This is a genomic window from Sediminicoccus rosea (genome assembly GCF_033547095.1).
In the GTDB taxonomy this organism is placed as follows: Bacteria; Pseudomonadota; Alphaproteobacteria; order Acetobacterales; family Acetobacteraceae; genus Roseococcus; species Roseococcus rosea.
Genome location: NZ_CP137852.1, coordinates 1,956,628 through 1,979,888, shown reverse-complemented (window position 1 = coordinate 1,979,888; position 23,261 = coordinate 1,956,628). Strand labels below are relative to the sequence as shown.

The following is a 23,261-nucleotide window of genomic DNA, read 5'->3' as shown; positions in this document are numbered from 1 at the left end:
GGGGCCAGTCTTTGCCGGGCGGCGTCACTCGGCAAGGGCCGCGCGCAGCAATTCGCCCAGGCGCGCGCAATCCCGATCATGCAGGCTGACCGGGTTGATGGTGAGGATGCCCTCCGCGAGCCGCGCAGGGTTCACATGCACGGCCGGGCAGCCCGCGCGCAGCCGTGCCTCCATGGCCGGCGCATCGGGCACGCGCAGCCAGAGCAGCGGGACCTCACCCGCCATGCCCGCCTCGAACTCGAGGCCGGAGGCGACGCGCACCGCATCGAGCCGCGCCTGCCAGCGGGCGCGGCGCGTCGCCGCATCCTCGGCCGTGAAGCGGCGCAGCGCCACCAGCAGCCCCATCACCTCCTCCCGCCCCACCTTGCAGGAACGCCCGATGCCGGTGCGCGGGAAGAAGGCCAGTTGCGACAACGCCGAGAATTCCGCGGGCGCCCGGAACTGCGACGCCGGCAGGTCGAGATCGAGCATCTGCGCGAGCGCCGAGGCCACCAGCACCCCCTGGCCCGCGAGAAGACCCGAGGCCTGCGGCCCGCCGATCGCCTTGCCGCCGGAGAAGGCGACGAGGTCCGCCCCTTCCGCGATGAAGCGCCGCAGGTTCTCCGCCGGCGGCAATTGCGCGGCGGCGTCCACGATGACCGGAATCCCCGCCGCCCGCGCCACGGCGATGATCTCGCGCAGCGGCGGCTCGGCGCGCGGCTGCGCCACATGCAGGATGCCCGCCGTGCGCGGCGTGATGGCATCGGCGAATTCCGCCGCACTCGCATCGCGCACGCCCGCCCCCGAGACGCGGTCCGGGATGCCGACATCCACGAGGCGCCCGCCCGCCGTCTCGATCGCCCGGTCATACATGTTGCGCTGGCTGCGAGAGATGAGGAATTCGCAGCGCCCCTCCCGCGTCACGGGCAGGCGGTTCATCGCCCCGGCATCCAGCCGCGCGAGGCAGGCGGCGGCGGCCAGCAACAAGGCGGCGGAGGCGCCGGAGGTGACAAAGCCCGCCTCCGCCCCCGTGGCGCGCTGGATCTCCCGGCAGGCCGCGGCCTGGAGGTCGAGGATGTCCACGCTCGCCGTCGCGGCCGCGCGCATGGCCTCGGCCACCTCATCGGCCAGCGGCCCGGCCGAGAGGCGCGTGTTGGTGCCATAGGCGTTGATGATGGGCGTGATGCCGAATTCGGCGAAGATCATGCGCTGCGCGTCCGGCGCACCGCGTCCTGCCAGGCCGCCCGGCGCTCGGCCGCCTCCTCGCGGCTCATGTTGGGCTGGAAGCGGCGCTCCAGCCGCCAATGCGTCGGCGCCTCGCTGGGCGAGGGCAGCAGCCCGGCCTGCAGGCCCGCGAGATAGGCCGCGCCCAGCGCCGTCGTCTCGGTCACCATGGGGCGGTCCACCGGGGCGCCCAGCAGGTCGGCCAGGAACTGCATGGTCCAGTCGCTCTTCGCCATGCCGCCATCCACCCGCAGCACAGTCTGCTTCATGCCCGGCCAGTCGCGGCGCATCGCCTCCAGCAGGTCCCCGGTCTGCAGCGCCACCGCCTCCAGCGCCGCACGGCAGATCTCGGCCCGGCCCGAAGCGCGCGTCAGGCCCAGGATGGCGCCGCGCGCCGCCGCATCCCACCAGGGGGCGCCGAGGCCCGTGAAGGCCGGCACGAGTTGCACGCGCTCGGCCGGGTTGGCGCGGGCGGCCCAGCCATCCGCCTCGCTCGCATGCTGGATGATGCCGAGGCCGTCGCGCAGCCATTGCACCGTGGCGCCGGCCATGAAGATCGAGCCCTCCAGCGCATAGGCCCGCCTGCCGCCCAATTGCCAGGCCAGGGTGGTGAGCAGCCGGTTGGAGGAGGGCACCGCCTCCTCGCCCGTCACCAGCAGGGCGAAGCAGCCCGTGCCGTAGGTGGACTTCATCATCCCCGGCGCGAAGCAGGCCTGGCCGATGGTGGCCGCCTGCTGGTCCCCAGCCATGCCGAGGATGGGAATGGCGCCGCCCAGCAGCCGTGTCTCGCCCAGCGGTGCGGCGCAATCCCGCACCTGGGGCAGGATCGCCATGGGCACGCGGAACAATTCGCACAGCTCCGCGTCCCAGGCGCCGCGATGGATGTCGAAGAGCATGGTGCGCGACGCATTGGTCGCATCCGTCGCATGCACGCGCCCCTCGGTCAGGCGGAACAGCAGGAAGCTCTCCACGGTGCCGAAGCAGAGCTCCCCACGCTCGGCCGCCGCGCGCGCGCCAGGCGTGTGGTCGAGCAGCCAGGCGAGCTTGGTCGCGGAGAAATAGGGGTCGAGCAGCAGGCCGGTGCGCGCGCGGACCAGCGCCTCATGCCCTGCCGCCTTCAGCGCCTCGCAGGTGGCGGCGGTGCGGCGGTCCTGCCAGACGATGGCACGGCCGACGGCGCGGCCCGTGGCGCGCTCCCACAGCAGGGTCGTCTCGCGCTGGTTGGTGATGCCGATGCCGGCCACATCCCGCGCCTCGCCACCCGCCTTGGCCAGCGCCTCGCGCAGCACGGCGAGGCTGTGCGCCGCGATGTCCTCCGGCTCATGCTCCACCCAGCCCGGCGCCGGGAAATGCTGCGGCAATTCCACCTGCACGGTCGCGACTGGCGCCAGCGTCGCGTCGAAGGCGATGGCGCGCGTCGAGGTGGTGCCCTGGTCCAGGGCCAGCAGCAGGGGCATGGCGTCGTCTCCCGATCCTTCAGGCGCAGGAGAGGAAGCTTTGCCCGCAGGGTCAACCGGGGTTTGACGCGTCGGGAAGCCGGCCCGACAATCCCGCCGCAGCCGAGGAACCAAGCCCATGCCCCTGAACAACCGCATCGCCGCCATGGCCCCCGAGATCGCCGAATGGCGCCAGACCATCCATGCGAATCCGGAGCTGGGCTTCGAGGAGCACGCGACCAGCGCCCTGGTGGCCGAGAAGCTCGCCTCCTGGGGGATCGAGGTGCATCGCGGCATCGCCGGCACCGGCCTCGTGGGCGTGCTGCGGAACGGCAATTCCGGCCGCTCCATCGGCCTGCGCGCCGACATGGACTGCCTGCCGATGACGGAGGAGACCGGCCTGCCGCATGCCAGCAAGACGCCCGGCAAGATGCACGCCTGCGGCCATGACGGGCACACCGCCATGCTGCTGGGGGCCGCCAAATACCTCGCCGAGACGCGCAATTTCGACGGCACGGTGAACTTCATCTTCCAGCCGGCCGAGGAGGGCCCGGGCGGCGGCCGCGTCATGGTCGAGGAGGGCCTGTTCGAGCGCTTCCCCTGCGACAGCGTCTACGGCATCCATAACGATCCCTCCCTGCCGCTGGGCGAGACGGCGATCGTCTCGGGCCCCATCCTCGCCTCGGCTGACACCGTCACCTTCAAGATCCGCGGCCTGGGCGGCCATGCGGCGCGGCCGCACATGGCGATCGACCCGGTGCTGATCGGCTCGCAGCTCGTCGTGGCCCTGCAGGGCATCGTCTCCCGCCGGGTGGACCCGCTGGACAGCGCGGTGCTGTCCCTCTGCATGTTCCACGCCGGCAGCGCCTCGAACGTCATCCCCGAGACGGCCGAGATCAAGGGCACCATCCGCACCCTGAAGAAGGAGACCCGGGCCGCGATGGAGCGCCACATCAAGCGCATCGCGGCCTCGGTCGCCGAGGCCTTCGAGGCGGAGATCGTGGTGGAGTGGAAGTCGGGCTACCCCGTGACGGTGAACCATGAGCGCGAGACCGACCTCGCCGCCCAGGCCGCGGCGAAGGTCTTCGCGCCCGAGGGCATCATCCGCAAGCGCCCGCCCATCATGGGGGCCGAGGATTTCTCCTACATGCTGGAGAAGCGCCCGGGCGCCTTCGTGAAGCTCGGCCAGAAGGCCCCGGATGGGAAGGGCGGTGTGCCGGTGCACCACCCGAAATACGACTTCAACGACGATGCGGCGCCCTATGGCGTGGGCTTCTTCAGCGCCCTGGTCGAGCAGGAACTGCCGCGCGGCTGAGCCGCCCCCGGCCCCCGGGCGCGCCCGGGGGCCCCTCGCCTTGACGGCGCGAAGCCCGCGCAGCTACACGGGCGCCTTCCGATGATGACCCTGCCAGGAGATGGCGCGCCCGGGCGCGAAGCCGACCCGTGCGCGATGACGGGGTCGCGCCTCGTCCCGACCACGGTCGAGGCCGCGGGCGCGCCGTCATCCCGCCGCGAGAGGACGGTGCCGCGCCATGGCTGACCCGCTTCCCATCGTGGTGGACCTGGACCACACGCTGCTGCGGACCGACACGCTCGATGAGAGCTTCGTCCGCGCCCTGTTCCACCACCCGCGCGCCGCCGCCACCGCCCTGCTCGCCCTGCCCCGCGGCCGCCTCGCCGTGAAGGAAGCCCTGGCGGAGGGCGTCCCGCTCGACCCCGCCGAGCTGCCGCTGCGCGAGGACCTGCTCGACTGGCTGCGCGATTGCGCGGCCGCGGGGCACGCGCTGCATCTCTGCACCGCCGCCCATCAAACCGTGGCCGATGCCGTCGCCACCGAACTCGGCCTCTTCGTGAGCGTGATCGGCTCGCGCTCGCACAACCTCAAGGGCGAGGCCAAGGCCGCCGCGCTGGCGGAGCTCTTTCCCCAGGGCTTCATCTATGCCGGGGACAGCCGGGCCGATCTCGCCGTCTGGGGCCGCGCGGCCGGGATCGTGCTGGTGGGCGCGGCCCCCGCAACGGCGGCCGCCGCGCGCCGCCTCGGCCCGCCCATCCTCGCCGAATTCGCGGCCGAGCGCGCCACGCCACGCGACTGGCTGCGCGCCGGCCGGCTGCACCATGCCTCCAAGAACCTGGTCGTCTTCGTGCCGCTCATCCTGGGCCAGGGCTGGCGGGACATCGGCCAGGTGATGGAGGCGATCCTCGCCTTCGCCCTGCTGCTGCTGCTCACCTCCTCGACCTACCTGCTGAACGACCTGTCGGACCTGCGCGCCGACCGCGCCCATTGGTCCAAGCGCCACCGCCCGATCGCGAGTGCGCGCATCCCGATCCGCACGGCGCTCCTGGCCGGGGTGGGCGGCGTGCTGGTCGCGCTGCTGGCGGGTTTTCTCGTCTCCGTGCCGCTCTTCCTGGGCCTTGCCGCCTACCTGGCGCTGACGCTCGCCTATTCCCTCGGGCTGAAGCGCGTGCCGTTGCTGGACACGCTGATCATCGCGCTGCTCTTCGGCCTTCGCATCCTGATCGGCGTGGCCGCCCTCGGCCAGCCGGTCTCGGGCTACCTGATGACCTTCGCGCTTTTCTTCTTCTTCTCGCTCGCCACCGCGAAGCGCCACACCGAGATCCTGCGCGCGGGGCCCGAGGGGGCCGCGGCACTCGCCGCGCGCGGCTACCGCCCGGCCGATGCGGAGCTGACGCTGGTCGCGGGCGTCGCCGCGGCGCTGGGCTCGCTCATCATCCTCGTGCTCTACCTGATGCATGATGCCTTCCTGCGCGTGCCCTATGCCGACCCCTGGTGGCTCTGGGCGCAACCGCTGCTGATCGCCATCTGGATGGGGCGCATCTGGCTGCTCTCCCATCGCGGCGAGATGCTGGATGACCCGGTGAGCTTCGCCATCCGCGACCGGACGAGCTGGGGCCTGGGTGCCGCGGTTGGAATCGCCTATCTGCTTGCGCTATGAGCACGGCGCGCGGCCTTGAAACATCGGCGCTGACCAGCTGGGGCCGCACCCTCCGCGCGCCGCAGCTGGTCTTCGCGCCATCCTGGCGGGATGAACTGCCCGGCGCCCTGCGCGCGGCGGTGGCGGCGCGGCCGGGGCATGGCGTGCTGCCCATGGGGCTGCGCCGTTCCTACGGCGACAGCGGGCTGAACCCCGAGGGCGCCGTGCTCCTCACCCCGGCGCTGGACCGCACCATCGCATTCGACCCCGCGACGCGGCTGCTGCGGGCGGAGGCGGGGCTGAGCCTTGCCGCGCTGCTCGCCTGGATCGTGCCGCGCGGCTTCTTCCTGCCGGTCACGCCGGGCACGCGGCACGTCACGCTGGGCGGCGCCGTCGCCAATGACGTGCATGGCAAGAACCACCATGGCGCGGGCACCTTCGGCCGCTGGGTGCGCGCGCTCGGCCTGCTGCGCTCCGACGGCACGGCGCTGGAGCTGCGCCCGGGCGACCCGCTCTTGGCCGCCACCATCGGCGGCCTCGGGCTCACCGGCCTCGTCACCTGGGTGGAGCTGGAGCTGCTGCCCATCGCCAGCTCCGTGATGCAGGTCGAGGACGAGGTCTTCGAGGATCTGGACGGCTTCTTCCGCCTGGCCGAGGCCTCCGCCGGCTGGGACTATACCGTGGCCTGGGTGGATTGCCTGGCGAAGGGCGCGGCGCTGGGGCGCGGCATCTTCTCGCGCGGGCGGCATGCGGCGGCGGGCGGGCTGCGCGCCGTGGAGCCGCCGGGACTGCTCCGCATGCCGATGGACGCGCCGGGCTTCGCGCTGAACCGCCTCACGCTCGGCGCCTTCAACGCGCTCTACCTCGCCATGGGGCGGCGGCGTTCGGGGCGGGTGCGGCAGGTGCCCTACCTGCCCTTCTTCTATCCGCTGGACGGCATCGCGCAGTGGAACCGCCTCTACGGCCGGCGTGGCTTCTTCCAGTACCAGAGCGTGGTGCCGCCCGCCGCCCAGCGCGAGGCGACGCGCGCCATGCTCACGGCCATCGCGCAGGCGGGCGAGGGCTCCTTCCTCGCCGTGCTCAAGACCTTCGGCCCCCTGCCCTCCCCGGGCCTGCTCTCCTTCCCGATGGAGGGGACCACGCTGGCCCTCGATTTCGCCAATCGCGGCGCGCCCACGCTCGCCCTGCTCGCGCGGCTCGACGCCATCGTCCGGGAGGCGGGCGGGCGGCTCTACCCCGCCAAGGATGGCCGCATGCCCGCCGCCATGTTCCGCGCCGGCTACCCCGCCTGGGAAGGATTCCAAGAGCACATGGACCCGCATTTCTCCTCTGCCTTCTGGCGCCGGGTGGCCCAGCCATGACGGCCCCGCGGCACGTCCTGATCCTGGGCGGCACCTCGGGCATCGCGGTCGCGACGGCGCGGCTCTTCGCCGCCGAGGGCGCCGTGATCGGCCTTGCGGGGCGCGACGCCGCGCGGCTGGCCGAGGTGGCGGCGGATCTGACGGCGCGCGGCGCATCCGCCGTGCCGCTCTTCCCGCTCGACCTCGCGACCGAGGCCGAGCCCGCCGCGCAGCTCGCCGCGATGCGCGACGCGATGGGCGGGCTGGATGATGTGCTGCTGGCCTATGGCATGATGGGCCCGCAGGCGGAGGATGAGCGCGATGCCACGACCGCCCGCCGCACGCTCGACGTGAACTTCACCTCCGCCGCCCTCTGGGCGCTGGCCGCCGCCGCGCTGATCGAGGCGCAGGGCCGTGGCGGCCTCATCGTCCTCGGCTCCGTCGCGGGGGATCGCGGGCGGCGCAAGAACTTCGTCTATGGCGCGGCCAAGGCCGGGATCGCGGCGCTGATGGAGGGCATCGCGCATCGCTTCGGCCGCCCCGGCGCGCCGCCCGGCCTGCGCGCCGTGCTGGTGAAGCCCGGCCCCACCCGGACCGCCATGACCGCCGGCATGGACCGCGAGGGCGGCAGCTGGGCCGAGCCGGAGGATGTCGCGCGCATCATCCGCCGCGCCGCCGACAAGGGCGGGCCCATCGTCTACGCGCCGGGGCGCTGGCGCTGGATCATGCTGGTCATCCGGCACCTGCCCGCGCGCATCTTCAACCGGCTCGACATCTGAATGACCCAGCGCATCGTCATCACCGGCGCGGCCGGCCTGGTCGGGCAGAACCTGCTGGCACGGCTGGTCGAGCAGCCGGGCCTCTCCCTCGTCGGCATCGACAAGCATCCGGCCAACACGGCCATCCTGCGCCGCCTGCATCCGGGCCTGGAGGTGATCGAGGCCGATCTGGCGCAGCCCGGCCCCTGGCAGGAGGCCTTCGCCGGCGCCGATGCCGTGGTGGTGAACCAGGCCCAGATCGGTGGCCTGGATCGTGCCGAATACATCGCCAACAACGTCGCGGCGACCGAGCGCGTGCTGGAGGCGATGGCCCGCGCCCGCGTGCCCTACATGGTCGGCATCTCCTCCTCCGTCGTGAATTCCCGCGCGCAGGACCTCTATGTCGAGACCAAGACGCTGCAGGAGAAGCTCTACCTGGAGAGCGGCATCGCCTGCGCCGTGCTGCGCCCCACGCTGATGTTCGGCTGGTTCGACCGCAAGCATCTGGGCTGGCTGCGCCGCTTCATGGACCGCACGCCGGTCTTCCCCATCCCGGGCAGCGGCGACTACCTGCGCCAGCCGCTCTACGCCGGTGATTTCTGCGCGGTGATCGAAAGCTGCCTGCGCCAGCGCCATGGCGGCACGCATGACGTCTCTGGCCTGCACACCATCACCTATGGCGCGCTGATCCGCATGATCCACGACATCGTGCAGCCGCGCGCGCGCATCGTGAACATCCCCTATTCCGCCTTCTGGGCGCTGCTCTGGCTCTATGCGAAGTTCGACCGCAATCCGCCCTTCACCGTGAAGCAGCTCGAGGCGCTGGTGATCCCCGAGACCTTCCCCGTCACCGATTGGCCCGATCGCTTCGGCGTGACGCCGACCCCGCTCGAGGATGCGCTGCGGCGCACCTTCACCGATCCGCGCTACCGCGACGTGGTCCTGGAGTTCTGAGCATGCCCCGCATCGTCATCCTCGGCGCCGGCGCCATGGGCCTTGCCGCCGCGCAGCGCGCCGTCACCCTGGGCGCCGAGGTCGAGCTGATCGAAGCCGACCGCGAGCCCGGCGGCATGGCCGCGCATCTCGACCTGGGCGGCGTCTCGATCGAGCGCTTCTACCACTTCGTCTGCAAGTCCGACGCGCCGACCTTCGCCCTGCTGCGCGAGCTGGGCCTGCCCGACGCGATGCGCTGGGTGCCGACCTCCATGGCCTATTTCATGCGCGGCGGGCTGCATCGCTGGGGCGACCCGGTCTCGCTGCTGCGCTTCCCGCACCTCTCCTGGACGGCGAAGTTCCGCACCGGCCTGCAGATGTTCCTGACCACGCGCCAGAACGACTTCGCCGCCATCGAGCGGCTGACCGCGCGGCAATGGATCGAGGCGGGCTCCGGCCGGGAGGTCTATGACACGCTCTGGAAGCGCCTCATGGGGCTCAAGTTCTACGAGCATGCCGACCATGTCTCCGCCTCCTGGATCGCGACCCGCGTGCGGCGCATCGGCCGCTCGCGCCGCTCCATCTTCCAGGAGGAGCTGGGCTATATCGAAGGCGGCTCGCAGACGCTGGTGGATGCGCTGGTGCAGGACATCACGGCCAAGGGCGGCCGCGTGGCGCTGGGCGAACCTGCCGCCCAGGTGCTGACCGAAGCCGGCCACGTGACCGGGGTGCGGACCGCGGCGGGCCGCGAGGTGGCGGCGGACCACGTGATCTCCACCGTGCCCACGCCCCTCATCCCCCGCCTGGTGCCCGACCTCCCGGCCGCGCTCAGCGCGCAATACGCGGCGATCGAGAACATCGGCGTCTGCTGCGTGCTGCTGCGCCTCAAGCGCAGTGTCACGCCGCATTTCTGGGTGAACATCGTGGATGAGGAGATCCCCATCCCCGGCATCATCGAGTTCAGCAACCTCCGCCCCGCCGCCGGCGAGGACGCCATCGTCTATGTCCCCTACTACATGCCGGTGACGCAGCCGCGCTGGTCCTGGAGCGATGAGGAGCTGATCACGGAATCGCTCGCCTGCATCGCGCGGGTGAACCCGGCCGTGACGCGGGCCGACCTGGTGGAGGCGCGCGTCGGCCGGCTGCGCCATGCCCAGCCGGTCTGCGGGCCCAATTTCCTCGACCGGCTGCCGCCGGTGCAGACGCCCATCACCGGCCTGCAGATCGCCGACACCTGCTACTACTACCCCGAGGATCGCGGCATCGCGGAAAGCGTGCGCCTGGGCCGCGAGATGGCCGAGCACGCATGCAGCTGACGCCGGAGCTGCTGCGCTTCGTGCTATCGGGCGGCGCGGCGGCGGCGGCCAATTTCCTCTCGCGCATCGTCTTCAGCCAGGTGATGCCCTATTCGCCCGCGATCATCCTGGCCTATGGCGTGGGCATGCTCACCGCCTACCTGCTGATGCGCCGCTTCGTCTTCGAGCGGTCAGGCCGCAGCACACGGGACGAGGCCGGGCGCTTCATCCTGGTCAATGCGGTGGCCGCGGCGCAGGTCTGGGCCATCTCCATGCTGCTCGCCCGCTGGCTGCTGCCGGCCCTGGGCTGGACCTGGCAGGCCGAGACGCTGGCGCACATGGTGGGCGTCGCCAGCACCGTGCTGACCAGCTACGCGATGCACAAGGCCTTCACCTTCCGCCGGAGGAATGACGGATGAACCCGCGCCGCTGGCTCGACCCCCGCCTGCTGCGCGACGGCTGGACGCTGCCGGCGCTGGCCCTCTCGGCGGTGGCGCTGGCCGGCGCGCTCCTGGTCATCGCGCAGCTGCTGCGCTCGCTGTGGCTGACGCACACCGCGATGCCCTTCATGGATCAGCTCGACTACGCGAGCGTGGCCGAGATCTCGGGCATCCTGCTCGGCCGGCACAATGAGCACCTGATCCTGCTGCCGAAGCTGGGCTTCATGCTCGACCTCGCCTTGGGCGGCAGCAATGCGGTGAATTTCGTGACCATCCTGCTGATCCAGCTCGCGCATGGGCTGCTGCTCGGCTGGATGCTGACCGCCGGCAATGGGGAATGGCGCCGGCCGGACCTGGTCGCGCTCGGCGTGGCACTCGCCACCTGCTTCTCGGCCCTGCAATACGAGAACCTCGCCTGGGGCTTCCAGACGCAGTTCGTGGGCGTCTATGCCCTGGCCACGGCCTGCTTCGCGGTGGTGTTCCTGGGCGGCACCGGCCTCCTCGCCACGCTCGGCGCCTGCCTGCTCGGCGCGGCCGCCATGCTGAACATGGCCAATGGCGTGCTCGTGCTGCCCATCGCCGCCACCATCGCGCTGCTGGCCGGCCGGCCTTGGCGGCAGGTGCTGGCCTATGCGGCGGCGAGCCTCCTCGTCGTCGGCGCCTTCATGGCGGGCCATGTCTCGCCGGACCACCACAGTTCGCCGCTCGATGCGCTGCGGATGCCGGCGAGCGTGGGCGCCTATGTCGCCGTCTTCTTCGCCCGGCCCATCGTCGAGATCCTGCGCCTGCCGGTCGCGGCCGATGGCACCGGCTGGCTTGCCTGCGTGGTGATCGGCGCGGCCGGGCTGGCCCTCGCGGCCGGGCTCGGGCTCCGCGCGCTGGTGAGGCGCCGCTCGCTTCGCCCGGTCGAATTCGCGCTGCTGGCGGGCATCGCCTTCATCGTCGCCTCGGCCCTGGTCACCGCGGCGGGGCGGCACAGCTTCGGCTGGATCCAGGCGACCAGCCCGCGCTACGGGACGCCGGCGCTGCTCTTCTGGTGCATGATGCTGCTCTGGCTCCATCTGCTCGCCCAGCGCGGCGGCCGGCTACGCGCCCTGGGCGCCTCCGGCCTCGTGGTGCTCGTGGTGCTGGCCCTGGTGCAGCAGCAGCCGCGCTCGGTCGCCGTGCTCGAGCATTTCGTCGCCTCCCGCTATCCGGCCGAGGCGGCGCTGATCGCGGGCGTGCGGGACGAGGCCGCCTTTCGCGACGTCTTCCCCCTGCCGGAGGTGGTGGAATCCCGCGTCCGGGACCTGCGCGCGAACCGCCTCTCGATCTTCGCGCCGCCTCATGCCGGATGGATGGGCCGGCCGCTGGAGGGCACGTTGCGCGTGCTGCCGGAAGGCCGCTGCCGGGGCTCGCTCGACGGCGCCCGCCTGCTGGGCAGCGCGCCCGCGCAATTCGCCGCCGTCACCGGCTGGGCCTGGGACCGGCAGGAGCGCCACCGCGTCAACCAGCTTCTGCTGGTGAACCAGGCGGGCGTGATCGTGGGCTATGCCCGCGGCCCCCTGCGCCGGCCCGATGTGCCGGCCGGCACCGGCCGCTCCGTGCCCGACACCCGCGTCGGCTGGGTCGGCCGGGCCGCTGCGGGCCCGGGCACGACGCTGCGCGCCTATGGCCTGGCCGAGCCCGGGGCGGCCTGCCCCCTGCCTGGCGCCATCACGCTGACGGAGTGACGCGCCGCCTCAGTTCTGCAGCGTGATGCCCTTGGCGCGCACCACCTCGCTCCAGCGCGTGAGGTCGCTCTCCATCACGGCGCGCAGCGCGGCGCCGTCGCCCCCACGGGCGTTCCCCCCTGCTGCACGAAGCGCTCGCGCAGCTCGGGCGTGGCGAGCACCTTGCCGATCTCCTCCTGGATGCGCGCGACCAGCGCCGGCTCCATCCCGCGCGGGCCAAGCAGCCCGTACCAGAAGGAATAGGTGAAGTTGATGCCGAGTTCGCGCGCCGTCGGCACATCGGGCAGCGCCGGGATGCGCCCGCCCTGCGTGCCGATGGCGATCGCCCGCGCGCGACCGTCACGGATCGCGCCCAGCACGGTGGGCGGGGCCGCGATCAGCAGGCCGATGCGCCCCGCCAGGAGGTCCGTGAAGGCGGGGCCCATGCCGCGATAGGGCACATGCGTCAGCCGGATGCCCGCGATGTCCTGCAGGTACTCGGTGTAGAGATGCGGCGAGGAACCCGCCCCCATGGAGCCGTAGAAATTCGCATCGGCCGGCTGGCCGCGCGCCGCCTCCACGAAATCACGCAGGCTGCGCACGGGCGAATTGCCCGGCACGACGAAGACCGTGGGATAGTCCACCAGCAGCGAGACCGGCGTGAAATCGGCCATGATGTCGAAGCCGAGATTGGCGTGCAGCGGCGGCGCGGTGGCGAGCGAATTGTCGGTCAGCAGCAGGGCCGTGCCGTCATTGGGGGAGCGCACCGCGGCCGTCCAGCCCACCACGCCGCCGCCGCCCGTTCTGTTCTCCACCACGAAGTTGGCGCCGGTCTGCTCGCCCAGGCGCTGCGCCACGACGCGGGCCACGAAATCCGTGGTGCCGCCGGGCGGATAGGTGATGATGATCCGCACCTGCCGACCGCCCGGCCAGGCCGAGGGCTGCGCGAGGGCGGGCGCGGCGAGGCCGGCGCCAGAGGCGATCAGCAGGTTGCGGCGTTTCATGTGGTTCCTCCCGGTGGCGGCGCAGATCCAGCACATGGCCTCACCCCGCGCCGAAAAGGCGGCCGGAGGCGATGCGCGCCCCTTCGGCCATGCTGGCGAGCTTCGCCCAGACCACATCCGCCGCGACGCGCCCGCGCCCGGCCGAGGTGTCGAAGCCGCAATCCGTGCCGGCCATCAGGCGCGCGGGGTCGCCCATGCTCTCGGCAATCCGCTCCAGCCTCTCGGCCACCACCTCGGGGTGTTCGACGAAATGGGTCAGCGTGTCGATCACGCCGGCCACCAGCACCTGGTCCCCGGCCAGCGGCAGGCGGCGGAAGACGCGGTGCTCATGCGCGTGGCGCGGATTGGCGAAGGGCAGCACGAAGCCGCCCACGCGCGCCTCGCGGATCACGGGCCAGATGTCCTCGAAGGGCACGTCGCTGTCGTGCGGCGCTTCGTAGTTGCCCCAGCAGACATGCATCCGGATGCGCTCGCGCGGGAGCCCTTCGATGGCGCCGTTGATGGCGGCGACGACGCGCTCGGAGAAAGCGAGAAACTCCGCCAGCGGCCTGTCCTGCCAGGCGCCGTGGCGCTCCAGCGCGAGATCGGGGCAGTCGATCTGCAGGGTGAATCCGGCGTCGAGGATGGCACGGTATTCGGCACCGAGCGCCTTCGCGAGCGCCGCCAGGTAGGCGTCGTCCGTCGCGTAGTGCTGGTTCTGCACGATGGCGGCGAGGATGCCGGGCGAAGGCGCGGCCATGAAGCCCTCCGCATCGCCCAGCGCGGCGCGGAACTGCGCGCATTCGGCGGCCATCGCCGCCTCCCCCACATAGGCCACGGGGCCGATCGCGGCCGGCAGGTTGGTGGTGACGCTGGCGGCCTCACGGCCCGCCATGCCGGCCTGCATCTCCGCCTTGAACTCGGGATAGGCCTCGATGTCCTGGAAGCCGCCGCGGCTGCTGCTGCCGCCCAGGCCGGTCAGGCGGTCGCGGAGATAGAGGACGAAGGATTCGCGCCCCTGCTCGCCGTCATTGGGGATGTCGATTCCCGCGGCGCGCTGCTTCGGCACGATGGCGGCGACGGCGGCCGCGGATGCCGCGGCGAGTTCGGCCGCATCCACCGCCTCGCCGCGGGCGCGGCGGGCATGCAGCCGGGTCAGCGCGCGCGGGCGCGGCAGGCTGCCGGTATGGGTCGTGCGGATTCGGCGCGCCGTGGGCGGCATGGTCCCCTCCCCTGATGCGGGCGGGGTTGGCCCCCGCCCGAGACGCCGCTCAGTGCGAGCCGGCGAAGGCCAGCATCATCGCATAGACCTCGCGCGTGACGCTGGAGAGGGTGCGGCCCAGCTCCTCCAGGTCGGCCACCTGGTCCACGCGCTTGGCGAATTTCTCCTGCTCGGCGGCGGAGAGGATGAAGGGGATGATGCCGGTGGAGCGCGCGAGGCCGATCATGAGCGAATCATGCGGCTCAGGGATCTCGTTGCTCAGCAGCACGGCGCGCAGGCGGGCGCGCACCTCCATCACGTCCAGTTCGCCCTCGGCGGCCTTGGGGTAGCGGCGGTCAGGGAAGACCCAGAGGAAGCGGCCCTCCTCCTTGCGCAGCACGCCCTTGGCGACGAGGTTCTCCAGCAGTTGGCCGCGGAAACGATCCGCCTTGCGACCGATCTCGACGATCCAGTGGCGGCTGTCGCGCTGGCCGGGCGTGGTCGCGATCATGGTCAGCGCTTCGTCCAGCACCGGATCGCCCGAAGGCTTGGTGCTGGTGACCATCAGCTTCTCGAGGTCGGTGTCGATGCTGCCGTTCAGCGAAAGCTGCATGAGGATGGCGCTGGCCACCGCATAGTCGCCGGCGGGCGCGGGCAGGCCGATCGGGCGGCCGGTCTTGTCGTCGAGGAGAAGGAGGATGATCTCCTCGGGCATGGTGAGCTTCATGGGCGGGGCCTCCGACTGGTTGCCGCGATGTTGTTCGCAGAGGCAGCGTCTGTCCAGGGTGACGCATGGCACATGAATTGCTGGCAATGCGGCAGGGCCGGGCGTTCCGGCCCCTCGGATCCCGAAAGGCACATCCCATGGATATCGGCGTCTTCATCCCCATCAACAACAATGGCTGGCTGATTTCGGAAAACGCGCCGCAATACATGCCAAGCTTCGAGCTCAACAAGACGGTGGTGCAGAAGGCCGAGGGCTACGGCCTCGACTTCGCGCTCTCGATGATCAAGCTGCATGGCTTCGGCGGCAAGACGGAGTTCTGGGACCATGGCCTGGAAAGCTTCACGCTGATGGCGGGCCTCGCCGCCGTGACCAGCAAGATCAAGCTCTTCGCCTCGACCGCCGTGCTCACCATCCCGCCGGCCATCGTGGCCCGCATGACGACGACGATCGACAGCATCTCGGGCGGCCGCTTCGGGATCAACATCGTCTCGGGCTGGCACAAGGTGGAATACAGCCAGATGGGGCTGTGGCCGGGCGATGCGCATTTCGGCAAGCGCTACGACTACAGCACCGAATATGTGCAGATCCTGAAGGAGCTGTGGGAGACGGGCGAGAGCGACTTCAAGGGCCAGTATTTCCAGATGGACAAGTGCAAGCTGAGCCCGCCGCCCAGCCAGCCGATCAAGATCGTCAGCGCCGGCCAGTCGGACCGCGGGATGGAGTTCGGCGCCACCTATTGCGACTACAATTTCTGCCTGGGCGAGGGCGTGAACGAGCCGACCAAGTCGGCCTCCGTCCCGGCCCGCGTGCTGGAGCATGCGAAGAAGACGGGCCGCGATGTCGGCGCCTACATGCTCTTCATGGTGATCTCGGACGAGACGGACGCGGCCGCCATGGCCAAGTGGGACAGCTATGAGCGTGGCGCCGACCGCGCGGCGCTGGCGCATCTGCTGGGCCATGCCGCACAGGACGTGAACACGCAGGACACCTCGATGGCGGCGGTGGTGCAGCGCAACCCCTCGCCCATCAACTTCAACATGGGCACCATCGTGGGCAGCCACGCCTCCTGCGCGCGCATGCTGGACGAGGTGGCGGCGATGCCGGGCGTCGCCGGCATCATGCTGTGCTTCGACGACTTCATCAAAGGCATGGATGACTTCGGCCAGAAGATCCAGCCGCTGATGAAGTGCCGCCAGGACCGGCTCCCGCTGGCCGCCTGAACGAAGAAAGGGCGGCCCGTCGGCGGGCCGCCCCCTGGAAGTGACGCGATGGGGCGGGGCGCCGAAGCACCCCGCCCCGTTTCGCTTCAGGCCGCGGCCTGGATGTTGTAGCGCTGCGCCACCTGGCGCGCCGCGGCCAGCTCGGTCGTGATGATGTTCACGAAATCCGCGCCGGTCGGCAGCGTCGCGCGCGGCATGGTCTGCAGCTCGGTCGTGCGGGTGACGATGGCGGGCGTCCGCATGATGCCCGGCATCTCGCGGATGATCCGCTCGGCGATCGGCGCGGGCAGGTTCTTCGGGCCCGAGATGCCGACCCACTGGGTCTGCACCAGGGAGGGGAAGCCCAGCTCCACGAAGGTCGGCACGTTCGGGAAGGCCGCGAGGCGCGTGGGGGTCGAGATCGCCAGCGCGCGCAGCGTGCCGTTCTGCATCGCCTCGACATTGGTCGTGATCGGGTCGATCAGGCTCTCGATGTGGCCGCCCAGCAGGTCGCGCATGGCCGGCGCGGAGCCGGCATAGGGCGCGTGGTCGAGCTGCGTGAGGTTCGCCTGGCCGGCCAGCATGGCGCCCAGCATGTGCGGCGCCGAGCCGATGCCCGAGGAGCCGTAGCGCGTCGGCCGCGTGCGGGCCGCCTGGAGGTAGTCCTGCATGGTGCGCAGCGGGCTGTCGCCGCGGACCAGCAGGACGCTCGGCGCCTCGACCAGATGGGCGAGATGGGTGAAGTCATTGATCGGGTCGAAGGGCAGGCGCGGCAGGGTGGCGGCGGAATAGACCATCACCGAGGCGTGCGTCATGAGGAAGGTGTAGCCATCGGCCGGCTGCTTCGCGACATAGTCGGTGCCGATCACGCCGCCCGCGCCCGCGCGGTTCTCCACCACCACATTCTGGCCGAGCGCGGCCGAGAGCGGCGGGGCGACCAGGCGGGTGATGGTGTCCACCAGGCCACCCGGGGGGAACTGGGCGACCAGGCGGACCGGCGCGCGGGTCGGCCAGGCGCCGGACTGGGCGCTGGCGATGGCGGGGGCGGCCAGCAGACCAGCCGTGGCGCCCAGGAGGTGGCGGCGATGCATCATGTGTAATCTCTCCGTCAGGCTCCCGCCGCGAGATTGCACAAAGACCATGCAATCAGGCGGTGGCGAGCGGTTCCGGAGAAGTGTTACGCAAGCGGCATGCCGCGCCGGGCCGTCAGCCGATCTTCACGATCCCCGGCGGCTGCCAGGCTCCCCTGCCGATCGGCAGCAGGGAGGGTGCCTCGGTCCTCGGCCAGTAGAGGCGCATGACCATGTAGATGGGCCCATCGGGCGCCGGCAGCCAGTTCGCGCGCAGCGCCTCGCCCGGGTCATCCTTCTGGATATGCAGCGTGACGCCGCCGTCAGGATTGCGCCGCATGCCGGCGAGCATGGGCGAATTGATCAGGTAGCGGTCAATCGGATTCTGCACGAGCAGCTGGTTGCCGCTGTGATACATGGTGACCGACCAGAAGGCGCTCACCGGCGGCAGCTGGCCCGGCCCGAAGGTCAGGGTGTAGCGCCCCTTGCTGCCATCCAGCGTCTCGCCCGTCGCGGTGGTGCGGGTGAATGGGTAGGTCGCCTCCTCCGTGCTGTTGCCGTAGATGCCGGCCTTGCTGACGACGGCGCGCGTCATCCAGTCGCCGTTGTAGGCCTCGGGGCTCCCCGGGATCGGCGTGACGTTCCAGCCATTCATCTTCACACCGGCGGCCGCAACCGCGGCTTCCACCTTGCGCTCGCCCGAGAAGGCGGCGGCCAGCAGTTCGAGCCGGTCCAGGAAGGAATGCGGCAGGGCGGCGCCGCGGCCATCCAGGCCAATGCTCGCCATCTGCGCGCGGATCGCCGCTTCATTCGCCTGTGGCGCGTTGAACTGGAGCGCGAAGGCCAGGTAGTCGAAGAAATGGTGCTTCGCGAGGTCGTTGTTGATCCGCGGCCAGCGGATCTCGACTGCCGGCGGCGGGGCGGGCTGGCGCAGGAAGGTGGAGAGCGGCTCGGACCGATAGCCGTGCTGCACGGCGACGACATTCGGCATGTCGTCCGGCCCCATGAGCTGCGTGCGGAAGATGGTCAGCGCGAATTGCGTGGTGGAGCGGATCACGCCCTTGATCCCAGGCGGCGTTGCACCCTGCCAGCCCGGCGCCACGACCATCCATGAGCCCGCTCCCTGGCCGGTCGCGCGGCTGCCGATATACCCGACATTGTAGGTGTTGCCGTCGCAGACCTGTACCGAGAAATAGCGCCCCGCCGGCACGTCGGGCACCGAGATCACCACCGGCTCCGCCCGCAGGTCGAGCCAGGACATGGAATAGGGGGTGTCGCTGTTGGGTGTCGGGATCGCGGTGTCGCGCCAGGTGAAGACCTGCGCATCGTTCCACATGGTGTTGAACGGCGCCTTGAACTGGCCGCTGTTCCGGTCGATCGCGAATTGGTACATGACCGCGTAATTCGTCACGATCGGCAGGCCGAAGATGAAGGCGGCTTCGGCGGCCTCGAAGGTGCCGACCAAGCCGGGGCGAGAGGGTTGCGCGATCAACGGCCGGGACAGGGCGAGGGCGCCGGCGGCGGCCGCACCGCCGAGGATGGTCCTGCGGGTCGTCATGGAAGCTGCCTCCGAAAGCTGTGTGCCAGGGTAACCTTGCCGCGGCGGCAGGGCGGCGGTGACGGCGCGCGGCGATCAGGCGTCGCCGCGCGCCGGACAGGTCGCTACCGCTGGCCGGGGTTGTGCTGGTAGTTGCCCTCGAACTGGTCGAGCACGATGGTGTTGGGCGGGTTCGCATCATAGGTCGACGACAGGATCAGCTGCTTGTCCAGCGTCCGGGTCCGGTACCGCCATCCCGGGGGCAAGGTCAGGCGCTCTCCCAGGGTTGCCAGACGCTCGATGGAATTGTTGGGATCCACCTTCAGCGAGAGGCTGAACAGCGTGTAAACTTCACCCGCGGGCGTGACCAACTCGTGGACCTGCTCGCCGGCGTTGAAGATGAAGCTGTTGGTGCGCCTGGAAACCAGCGGATGATAGGCCGGAATCGCCGTCGTCATCATCGCCTCGAGATTGGGAACTTCGAAGGTGCCGTAGACATAGAAGTGGATCCCGCCCATCTCCCGCCGCGCACAGTTGTTGTAGGCGATGCCGGTGACTCCGTTCGCCACGAAGCGCCGCGGCCCGTTGAAGAAGACCGCATCGCCGCCGAATTCACGCCGCAGCGCGTCGGCGTTCAGCGCCCGGAAGCGCGCATCCGTCACCTCGGCGGGCGCTTCGAGCGGGGTCCCGATCGAGTTGAAATAATTGCCGATCCCGGCCGGTCCGCCGGGCGCGCGGTTCATGAACAGGACTTCGTAGAAGGCCCTGCCCCGCCAGTTCAGGGACCGGACCTCGCAAGGCCCGGTCAGGGCGACTGATGGCGGAGGTGCCGCCGCAGTCTGCGCAATGGCTTCCGACGAGGGGGCAAAAGCCCCCGCGGCGACCAGCGCGGCAGCACCGAAAAACGCCTGCGAAATATTCGACCGTGACTTCATGGTCGGCGCTCTCCAAACCGAAGGGCAGTGGATCAGCCCCTGGTTACGAGATCAAGTTAAGGATTGGGTCATATTCGTCGCTGGACCGATGCCAAATCGGACCGATCGGGAAGTCTACATGGCCAATCTTCTATCCAGTTTGCCGGCGCGAAAGCGCTATCTGGAAGCATCCGCGCACAAAATTACCCGTTCGGGATAGTGTTCTCTCCCCCCTAGGCCGTGTCGCGGAAGCAGGCACGGTGCGAAACGGCACAGACAACACCGCAGGGATGGAGAGACTTCATGAGGATTGGCCCTGGATTGGTTGGTGCGGCCCTGGGCGCTCTCCTCGCCCTGCCCGCGACCGCACAAAGCGTCGGGCAGGAGCTTCGCGTCCTGCACAGCTGCTCCTGGGATGTTGTGCGGCTTTGCGGGAGAACCCTCCCTGGCGAAGGCCGCATCCGGAACTGCATGCGCGAGAACATGTCTCACATCTCGGCCGGCTGCGTGGACGCCATGCTGACCGCCGCCGCCGCCGCGCGCGAGACGCCAGCCACCCGCCCGGTGCCCATCCCCGCCCAGCCGGCGGACATGACCTATAACGGCCTGCGTGGCGTCATCTATTGCGAGATCTGGCTCTTCCGCCACACGCCGGAAAACCAGATCGCCGGCGTCTATTACAACACCTCCGCGCTGAACAACGCGGCCGCCCCCCGGAACACCTGCCCGGCGGCGCTGTGGGACCGCGTGACCGTCCCCTCGCTCCAGGCGCAGTTCGATGTGCTGGCCGCCTATCGCAACGGGCCGCGCGGCTGGACGATGGACACCATCACGCTGCCGGTCGGCCCGGTCGTGAACTTCGACGGGCTGGACACCCGCTGGATGGGCGAAGGCCGCCTGCCGGCCGGCGTCTCGCTGGCCTCCGCGCACATGGCGCCCTACAGCCCGCCGCAGTCGCATCGCCGCTCCTCCATGACGTTCCGGGCGGGGCAGCCGGCCTTCATCCTGGATGACCCCGAGGGCACGCCCTGGGTGATGCAGGCCTTCGGCCAGATCGTGAATCCGAGCCTGACCTACGCGACGTTGCCGAGCCTCGCGCGGAGCCTGCGCCCGCCGCCAGGGTGGCGCTTCCGAGTCCAGGTGCTGGACCGCGACCTGACGATCCCGACGCCGCGCGGCTACAACTGGATCATGCAGGACGAGCAGCAGAACACCTACGACGCCTGCAAGGAAGGCGCCTGCAACTTCCAGCCGTGAGGCGCCCGCGTCAGACCGAGCGGAGCCGGTAGAGGTAGAGATCCCCCACCGTCTCCGACACCGAGCGGTTCAGCGCCTCGATCCGGTTCAGCAGCATGATCCGCTCCTGCCGCGCCGCCAGAAGCTCGGGCGGCAGCAGCAGGGGCAGCAGCGCGGTGGCCCGGGCGAGGCCCAACAGCAGCGCCTCGCGCGGTTCGGGAATGTCGTCGGTCTCGATGCTGCGGAGCAGGCGCGCGCGCACCTCGCGCGGCTCCGGCCGGTCCTCGGGCTTGAGGTAGCGCCGCTCAGGGAAGACCAGCAGGACGCGCCCATCCACGCGATGGAGCAGCCCGCGCGCCAGGAGCGCGGAGAGGACGAGCGGGCGCAGGCCGGTCTCCTCGCGCGCCAGCAGCATGAGGGCGCCGCGGGAATCCGACGCCTCCCGCAGCAGGGGCAGGCCCGTATCCAGCACGGGGTCGCCGGTCGGGCTGTCGTCCAGCACCTCCAGCCGGTGCCGGTCCGTGTCCACCCGGCCGGCCAGGGCCAGCTCCATCATCACCGCGCCGGCCAGCGCGATGGAGGCGGCGATGCCCTGGCGGCCGATGGCACGCCCCGTCGCGTCATCGAGGGTGAGGAGGACGATCTCCTCCGGCAGGGAAAGCCCGGTCATGCGCGGCTCACTCCGCGACGGCGGCCGACCAGGGGGACATGGTGTCGGTGACGCCGACGCGCATGCCCGCCTTCTGCTGGATCATGTTGGGGCAGGCGAAGTTCACCGGCATCACCGCATGCTCCACCACCTCGACCGGGGAATCGGCGGCCAGCGCCGCGATCACCGCCTCGCCCAGGCGGCGATCGGCGGTGACGCCCTCGGGCCCGCTGACATCGAGGCGCGGGTGGTGCGAGGCGGCCTCGGCCTCCATCGCGAAGTCGAGCGCGTAGGAGAACACCTGGAAGACGGCCGCCATGATGCGCCGCCCGCCCGAGGCGCCGCCGGCGAATTCCGGCATGCCCTTCGCGTCCAGCGCGATCACCGGGCACATGTTGCAGAGCGGGCGCTTGCCGGGCGCGATGGCATTGGCGCTGCCCGGCGTCGGGTCGAACCACATGACGCCGTTGTTCATCAGCACGCCCGAGCCCGGGAGGACCATCCGTGATCCCATGGATGACAACAGCGTGGTCGTCATCGCGATCATCATGCCGTCCTTGTCGGCGACGGTCAGATGCGTGGTGCAGCTGTCCGCGCCCTTCGGCTCGGCATCGCCGAGGCCCGCAAGGCGCTCGGCGTAGGCGGCGCGCAGCGAGCGGGCGAGATGCGCATACCAGCCGGCATCGGGGATCGCCGCATAGGGCGCGCCTTCCATCAGCTCCATGAGGCGCGAGAGGGTGGGGGCGGCCGTCAGCCCATTGGCCAGCATCCAGGTGCGGCCGCGGAACTTGCGCTCCAGCGCGGGGCGCACCACGGCGGCGCAGGCAGCGAGGTCCTCGGCGGTGACGAAGCCGCCCATGGCCTTCATGTCGGCCGCGATCGAGGCGGCGACGTCGCCTGTGTAGAAATCCTGCAGGCCCGCATGCTGCAGCCGCTCCAGCGTGTCGGCGAGGCGCCCCTGCTGGAAGAAGCCGGGCGTGCCCTGGTAGGGCGGCACGGGCGGCAGGCCGCCCGGCAGGTAGATGCGGGCACTTTCCTCATACATCCGCAGCACCGCGGCGCTGTTGGCCACCTTCAGCGTGGTGAACCAGTCCTGGCTCAGCCCCCGCCTGGCCAGCGCCACCGCCGGCGCCATCACATCCTTGATCGGCATGCGGCCGTGCCGCTTGTGCAGCTCGGCATAGCCCGCCACGGCCGAGGGGATCAGCGCCGATTTCGGCCCATGGATGTTCACATCGCCCACCACCTCGGGCCAGGCGAAAAGGTCGTTCTTGAGCCTGCCCGTCAGCGGATAGGCCGAGGGGTCGAGGCCACGCGGCGCGACAGGGCCGAAATCAAAAGTCTCGGCCGGGCCGCCGGGCTTCATCACCTGGGTGAAGCCGATGCCGCCCAGGCCGCTGTTCCAGGGTTCCACCGTCGCCAGCGCGAAGGCGGCGCCGACCGCCGCATCCGCCGCCGTGCCGCCCGCGCGCAGGATCTCCGCCCCCGCCTCGGCCGCATCGCGCGATTGGCTGGCGACCATGCCGCCCTCGCCCCGCGCGGCGGGCTTGCGGACGATCCAATGCTGGGAGACATGCGGAGGGAGGGACATGGGCTATTCCTGCGGGTTTCCTCTCCGCATGCTCCAATGCGCCGGGCCGCGCCGCAAGACGGGCCCTACCCCTTCCGCATTGCACCATATCTGGCGTAAACCGCGCGCGACTGTTCACTTCGGAG

General features: G+C 70.8%; 20 protein-coding genes. 10 read left to right on the top strand and 10 right to left on the bottom strand.

All coding sequences use genetic code 11. The features are described from left to right. Positions 1–24 precede the first annotated feature (24 nt). On the bottom strand, positions 25–1,185 hold the full coding sequence (locus R9Z33_RS09515) for a hypothetical protein (protein ID WP_318651054.1): 1,161 nt from the start codon (positions 1,183–1,185) through the stop codon (positions 25–27). Further along, positions 1,182–2,660 (bottom strand): glycerol kinase GlpK, encoded by a 1,479-nt coding sequence (gene glpK, locus R9Z33_RS09510; protein WP_318651053.1) that lies wholly within the window; start codon positions 2,658–2,660, stop codon positions 1,182–1,184. Before glpK ends, R9Z33_RS09515 begins: the two co-directional genes overlap by 4 nt. 118 nt (positions 2,661–2,778) lie before the next feature. Here glpK and R9Z33_RS09505 point away from each other — a divergent pair, with 118 nt between their 5' ends. From R9Z33_RS09505 to R9Z33_RS09470, 8 genes are all read left to right on the top strand, one after another. After that, positions 2,779–3,954, top strand: a complete 1,176-nt coding sequence (locus R9Z33_RS09505; protein ID WP_318651052.1) for a M20 aminoacylase family protein — start codon at positions 2,779–2,781, stop codon at positions 3,952–3,954. A 217-nt stretch (positions 3,955–4,171) separates the two neighbouring features. After that, a complete protein-coding gene (locus R9Z33_RS09500) occupies positions 4,172–5,593 on the top strand; it encodes a UbiA family prenyltransferase (RefSeq protein WP_318651051.1) in 1,422 nt (473 codons plus the stop codon). Further along, positions 5,590–6,933: an FAD-binding oxidoreductase gene (locus R9Z33_RS09495; protein ID WP_318651050.1), complete on the top strand. Its 1,344-nt coding sequence runs from the start codon at positions 5,590–5,592 to the stop codon at positions 6,931–6,933. Before R9Z33_RS09500 ends, R9Z33_RS09495 begins: the two co-directional genes overlap by 4 nt. Beyond that, positions 6,930–7,691, top strand: coding sequence for an SDR family NAD(P)-dependent oxidoreductase (locus tag R9Z33_RS09490; RefSeq protein WP_318651049.1), 762 nt, complete (start codon positions 6,930–6,932; stop codon positions 7,689–7,691). The genes R9Z33_RS09495 and R9Z33_RS09490 overlap by 4 nt, the downstream gene beginning before the upstream one ends. After that, on the top strand, positions 7,692–8,624 hold the full coding sequence (locus R9Z33_RS09485; RefSeq protein WP_318651048.1) for an NAD-dependent epimerase/dehydratase family protein: 933 nt from the start codon (positions 7,692–7,694) through the stop codon (positions 8,622–8,624). A 2-nt stretch (positions 8,625–8,626) separates the two neighbouring features. Beyond that, positions 8,627–9,919, top strand: coding sequence for an NAD(P)/FAD-dependent oxidoreductase (locus R9Z33_RS09480; RefSeq protein WP_318651047.1), 1,293 nt, complete (start codon positions 8,627–8,629; stop codon positions 9,917–9,919). Further along, entirely contained in the window at positions 9,910–10,317 is a 408-nt protein-coding gene (locus R9Z33_RS09475; protein WP_318651046.1) for a GtrA family protein, read from the top strand. The genes R9Z33_RS09480 and R9Z33_RS09475 overlap by 10 nt, the downstream gene beginning before the upstream one ends. Continuing rightward, the gene (locus tag R9Z33_RS09470) at positions 10,314–12,050 is read left to right on the top strand and encodes a hypothetical protein (RefSeq protein WP_318651045.1); all 1,737 of its coding nucleotides are present in this window, start codon (positions 10,314–10,316) and stop codon (positions 12,048–12,050) included. The genes R9Z33_RS09475 and R9Z33_RS09470 overlap by 4 nt, the downstream gene beginning before the upstream one ends. Positions 12,051–12,124: 74 nt before the next feature. Here the strand turns inward: R9Z33_RS09470 and R9Z33_RS09465 are convergent, their stop codons facing one another. Genes R9Z33_RS09465 through R9Z33_RS09455 form a run of 3 tightly spaced genes read right to left on the bottom strand, consistent with a single transcriptional unit; the run spans position 12,125 to position 14,940 of the window. Then, a complete protein-coding gene (locus tag R9Z33_RS09465) occupies positions 12,125–13,033 on the bottom strand; it encodes a Bug family tripartite tricarboxylate transporter substrate binding protein (RefSeq protein WP_318651044.1) in 909 nt (302 codons plus the stop codon). Positions 13,034–13,073: 40 nt separating this feature from the next. Continuing rightward, positions 13,074–14,234 (bottom strand): uroporphyrinogen decarboxylase/cobalamine-independent methonine synthase family protein, encoded by a 1,161-nt coding sequence (locus R9Z33_RS09460; protein WP_318651043.1) that lies wholly within the window; start codon positions 14,232–14,234, stop codon positions 13,074–13,076. Between the two features lie 49 nt (positions 14,235–14,283). Next, a complete protein-coding gene (locus R9Z33_RS09455) occupies positions 14,284–14,940 on the bottom strand; it encodes a GOLPH3/VPS74 family protein (RefSeq protein WP_318651042.1) in 657 nt (218 codons plus the stop codon). Positions 14,941–15,077: 137 nt separating this feature from the next. Between R9Z33_RS09455 and rutA the strand changes: the two genes are divergently transcribed. Beyond that, positions 15,078–16,160 carry a pyrimidine utilization protein A gene (rutA, locus tag R9Z33_RS09450; RefSeq protein ID WP_318651041.1) on the top strand — a complete coding sequence of 361 codons (1,083 nt, stop codon included), beginning with the start codon at positions 15,078–15,080 and terminating at the stop codon, positions 16,158–16,160. An 86-nt stretch (positions 16,161–16,246) separates the two neighbouring features. Here the strand turns inward: rutA and R9Z33_RS09445 are convergent, their stop codons facing one another. The 3 genes from R9Z33_RS09445 to R9Z33_RS09435 all read right to left on the bottom strand — a co-directional run bounded on the left by R9Z33_RS09445 (position 16,247) and on the right by R9Z33_RS09435 (position 19,681). Further along, the gene (locus tag R9Z33_RS09445; protein ID WP_318651040.1) at positions 16,247–17,233 is read right to left on the bottom strand and encodes a Bug family tripartite tricarboxylate transporter substrate binding protein; all 987 of its coding nucleotides are present in this window, start codon (positions 17,231–17,233) and stop codon (positions 16,247–16,249) included. 112 nt (positions 17,234–17,345) lie between these two features. Continuing rightward, positions 17,346–18,767, bottom strand: coding sequence for a DUF1254 domain-containing protein (locus R9Z33_RS09440; protein ID WP_318651039.1), 1,422 nt, complete (start codon positions 18,765–18,767; stop codon positions 17,346–17,348). A 104-nt stretch (positions 18,768–18,871) separates the two neighbouring features. Then, positions 18,872–19,681, bottom strand: a complete 810-nt coding sequence (locus R9Z33_RS09435; protein ID WP_318651038.1) for a hypothetical protein — start codon at positions 19,679–19,681, stop codon at positions 18,872–18,874. 462 nt (positions 19,682–20,143) lie between these two features. On the opposite strand from R9Z33_RS09435, the gene R9Z33_RS09430 reads away from it, so the two are divergent. Beyond that, positions 20,144–20,917, top strand: a complete 774-nt coding sequence (locus R9Z33_RS09430; RefSeq protein WP_318651037.1) for a hypothetical protein — start codon at positions 20,144–20,146, stop codon at positions 20,915–20,917. 10 nt (positions 20,918–20,927) lie between these two features. Here R9Z33_RS09430 and R9Z33_RS09425 read toward each other — a convergent pair whose 3' ends face one another. Then, on the bottom strand, positions 20,928–21,566 hold the full coding sequence (locus R9Z33_RS09425) for a GOLPH3/VPS74 family protein (protein WP_318651036.1): 639 nt from the start codon (positions 21,564–21,566) through the stop codon (positions 20,928–20,930). A 7-nt stretch (positions 21,567–21,573) separates the two neighbouring features. Continuing rightward, on the bottom strand, positions 21,574–23,136 hold the full coding sequence (locus R9Z33_RS09420) for a gamma-glutamyltransferase (RefSeq protein WP_318651035.1): 1,563 nt from the start codon (positions 23,134–23,136) through the stop codon (positions 21,574–21,576). Positions 23,137–23,261 lie beyond the last annotated feature (125 nt).

What these genes read in the sequence shown, in the direction of transcription:
- R9Z33_RS09435 (WP_318651038.1), bottom strand. Translation starts at nt 19,681, where the DNA reads ATGAAGTCACGGTCGAATATTTCGCAGGCGTTTTTCGGTGCTGCCGCG.
- R9Z33_RS09475 (WP_318651046.1), top strand. Translation starts at nt 9,910, where the DNA reads ATGCAGCTGACGCCGGAGCTGCTGCGCTTCGTGCTATCGGGCGGCGCG.
- rutA (WP_318651041.1), top strand. Translation starts at nt 15,078, where the DNA reads ATGGATATCGGCGTCTTCATCCCCATCAACAACAATGGCTGGCTGATT.
- R9Z33_RS09485 (WP_318651048.1), top strand. Translation starts at nt 7,692, where the DNA reads ATGACCCAGCGCATCGTCATCACCGGCGCGGCCGGCCTGGTCGGGCAG.
- R9Z33_RS09440 (WP_318651039.1), bottom strand. Translation starts at nt 18,767, where the DNA reads ATGACGACCCGCAGGACCATCCTCGGCGGTGCGGCCGCCGCCGGCGCC.
- R9Z33_RS09495 (WP_318651050.1), top strand. Translation starts at nt 5,590, where the DNA reads ATGAGCACGGCGCGCGGCCTTGAAACATCGGCGCTGACCAGCTGGGGC.
- R9Z33_RS09460 (WP_318651043.1), bottom strand. Translation starts at nt 14,234, where the DNA reads ATGCCGCCCACGGCGCGCCGAATCCGCACGACCCATACCGGCAGCCTG.
- R9Z33_RS09490 (WP_318651049.1), top strand. Translation starts at nt 6,930, where the DNA reads ATGACGGCCCCGCGGCACGTCCTGATCCTGGGCGGCACCTCGGGCATC.
- R9Z33_RS09425 (WP_318651036.1), bottom strand. Translation starts at nt 21,566, where the DNA reads ATGACCGGGCTTTCCCTGCCGGAGGAGATCGTCCTCCTCACCCTCGAT.
- R9Z33_RS09470 (WP_318651045.1), top strand. Translation starts at nt 10,314, where the DNA reads ATGAACCCGCGCCGCTGGCTCGACCCCCGCCTGCTGCGCGACGGCTGG.
- R9Z33_RS09500 (WP_318651051.1), top strand. Translation starts at nt 4,172, where the DNA reads ATGGCTGACCCGCTTCCCATCGTGGTGGACCTGGACCACACGCTGCTG.
- R9Z33_RS09465 (WP_318651044.1), bottom strand. Translation starts at nt 13,033, where the DNA reads ATGAAACGCCGCAACCTGCTGATCGCCTCTGGCGCCGGCCTCGCCGCG.
- R9Z33_RS09505 (WP_318651052.1), top strand. Translation starts at nt 2,779, where the DNA reads ATGCCCCTGAACAACCGCATCGCCGCCATGGCCCCCGAGATCGCCGAA.
- glpK (WP_318651053.1), bottom strand. Translation starts at nt 2,660, where the DNA reads ATGCCCCTGCTGCTGGCCCTGGACCAGGGCACCACCTCGACGCGCGCC.
- R9Z33_RS09480 (WP_318651047.1), top strand. Translation starts at nt 8,627, where the DNA reads ATGCCCCGCATCGTCATCCTCGGCGCCGGCGCCATGGGCCTTGCCGCC.
- R9Z33_RS09515 (WP_318651054.1), bottom strand. Translation starts at nt 1,185, where the DNA reads ATGATCTTCGCCGAATTCGGCATCACGCCCATCATCAACGCCTATGGC.
- R9Z33_RS09430 (WP_318651037.1), top strand. Translation starts at nt 20,144, where the DNA reads ATGTCTCACATCTCGGCCGGCTGCGTGGACGCCATGCTGACCGCCGCC.
- R9Z33_RS09445 (WP_318651040.1), bottom strand. Translation starts at nt 17,233, where the DNA reads ATGATGCATCGCCGCCACCTCCTGGGCGCCACGGCTGGTCTGCTGGCC.
- R9Z33_RS09455 (WP_318651042.1), bottom strand. Translation starts at nt 14,940, where the DNA reads ATGAAGCTCACCATGCCCGAGGAGATCATCCTCCTTCTCCTCGACGAC.
- R9Z33_RS09420 (WP_318651035.1), bottom strand. Translation starts at nt 23,136, where the DNA reads ATGTCCCTCCCTCCGCATGTCTCCCAGCATTGGATCGTCCGCAAGCCC.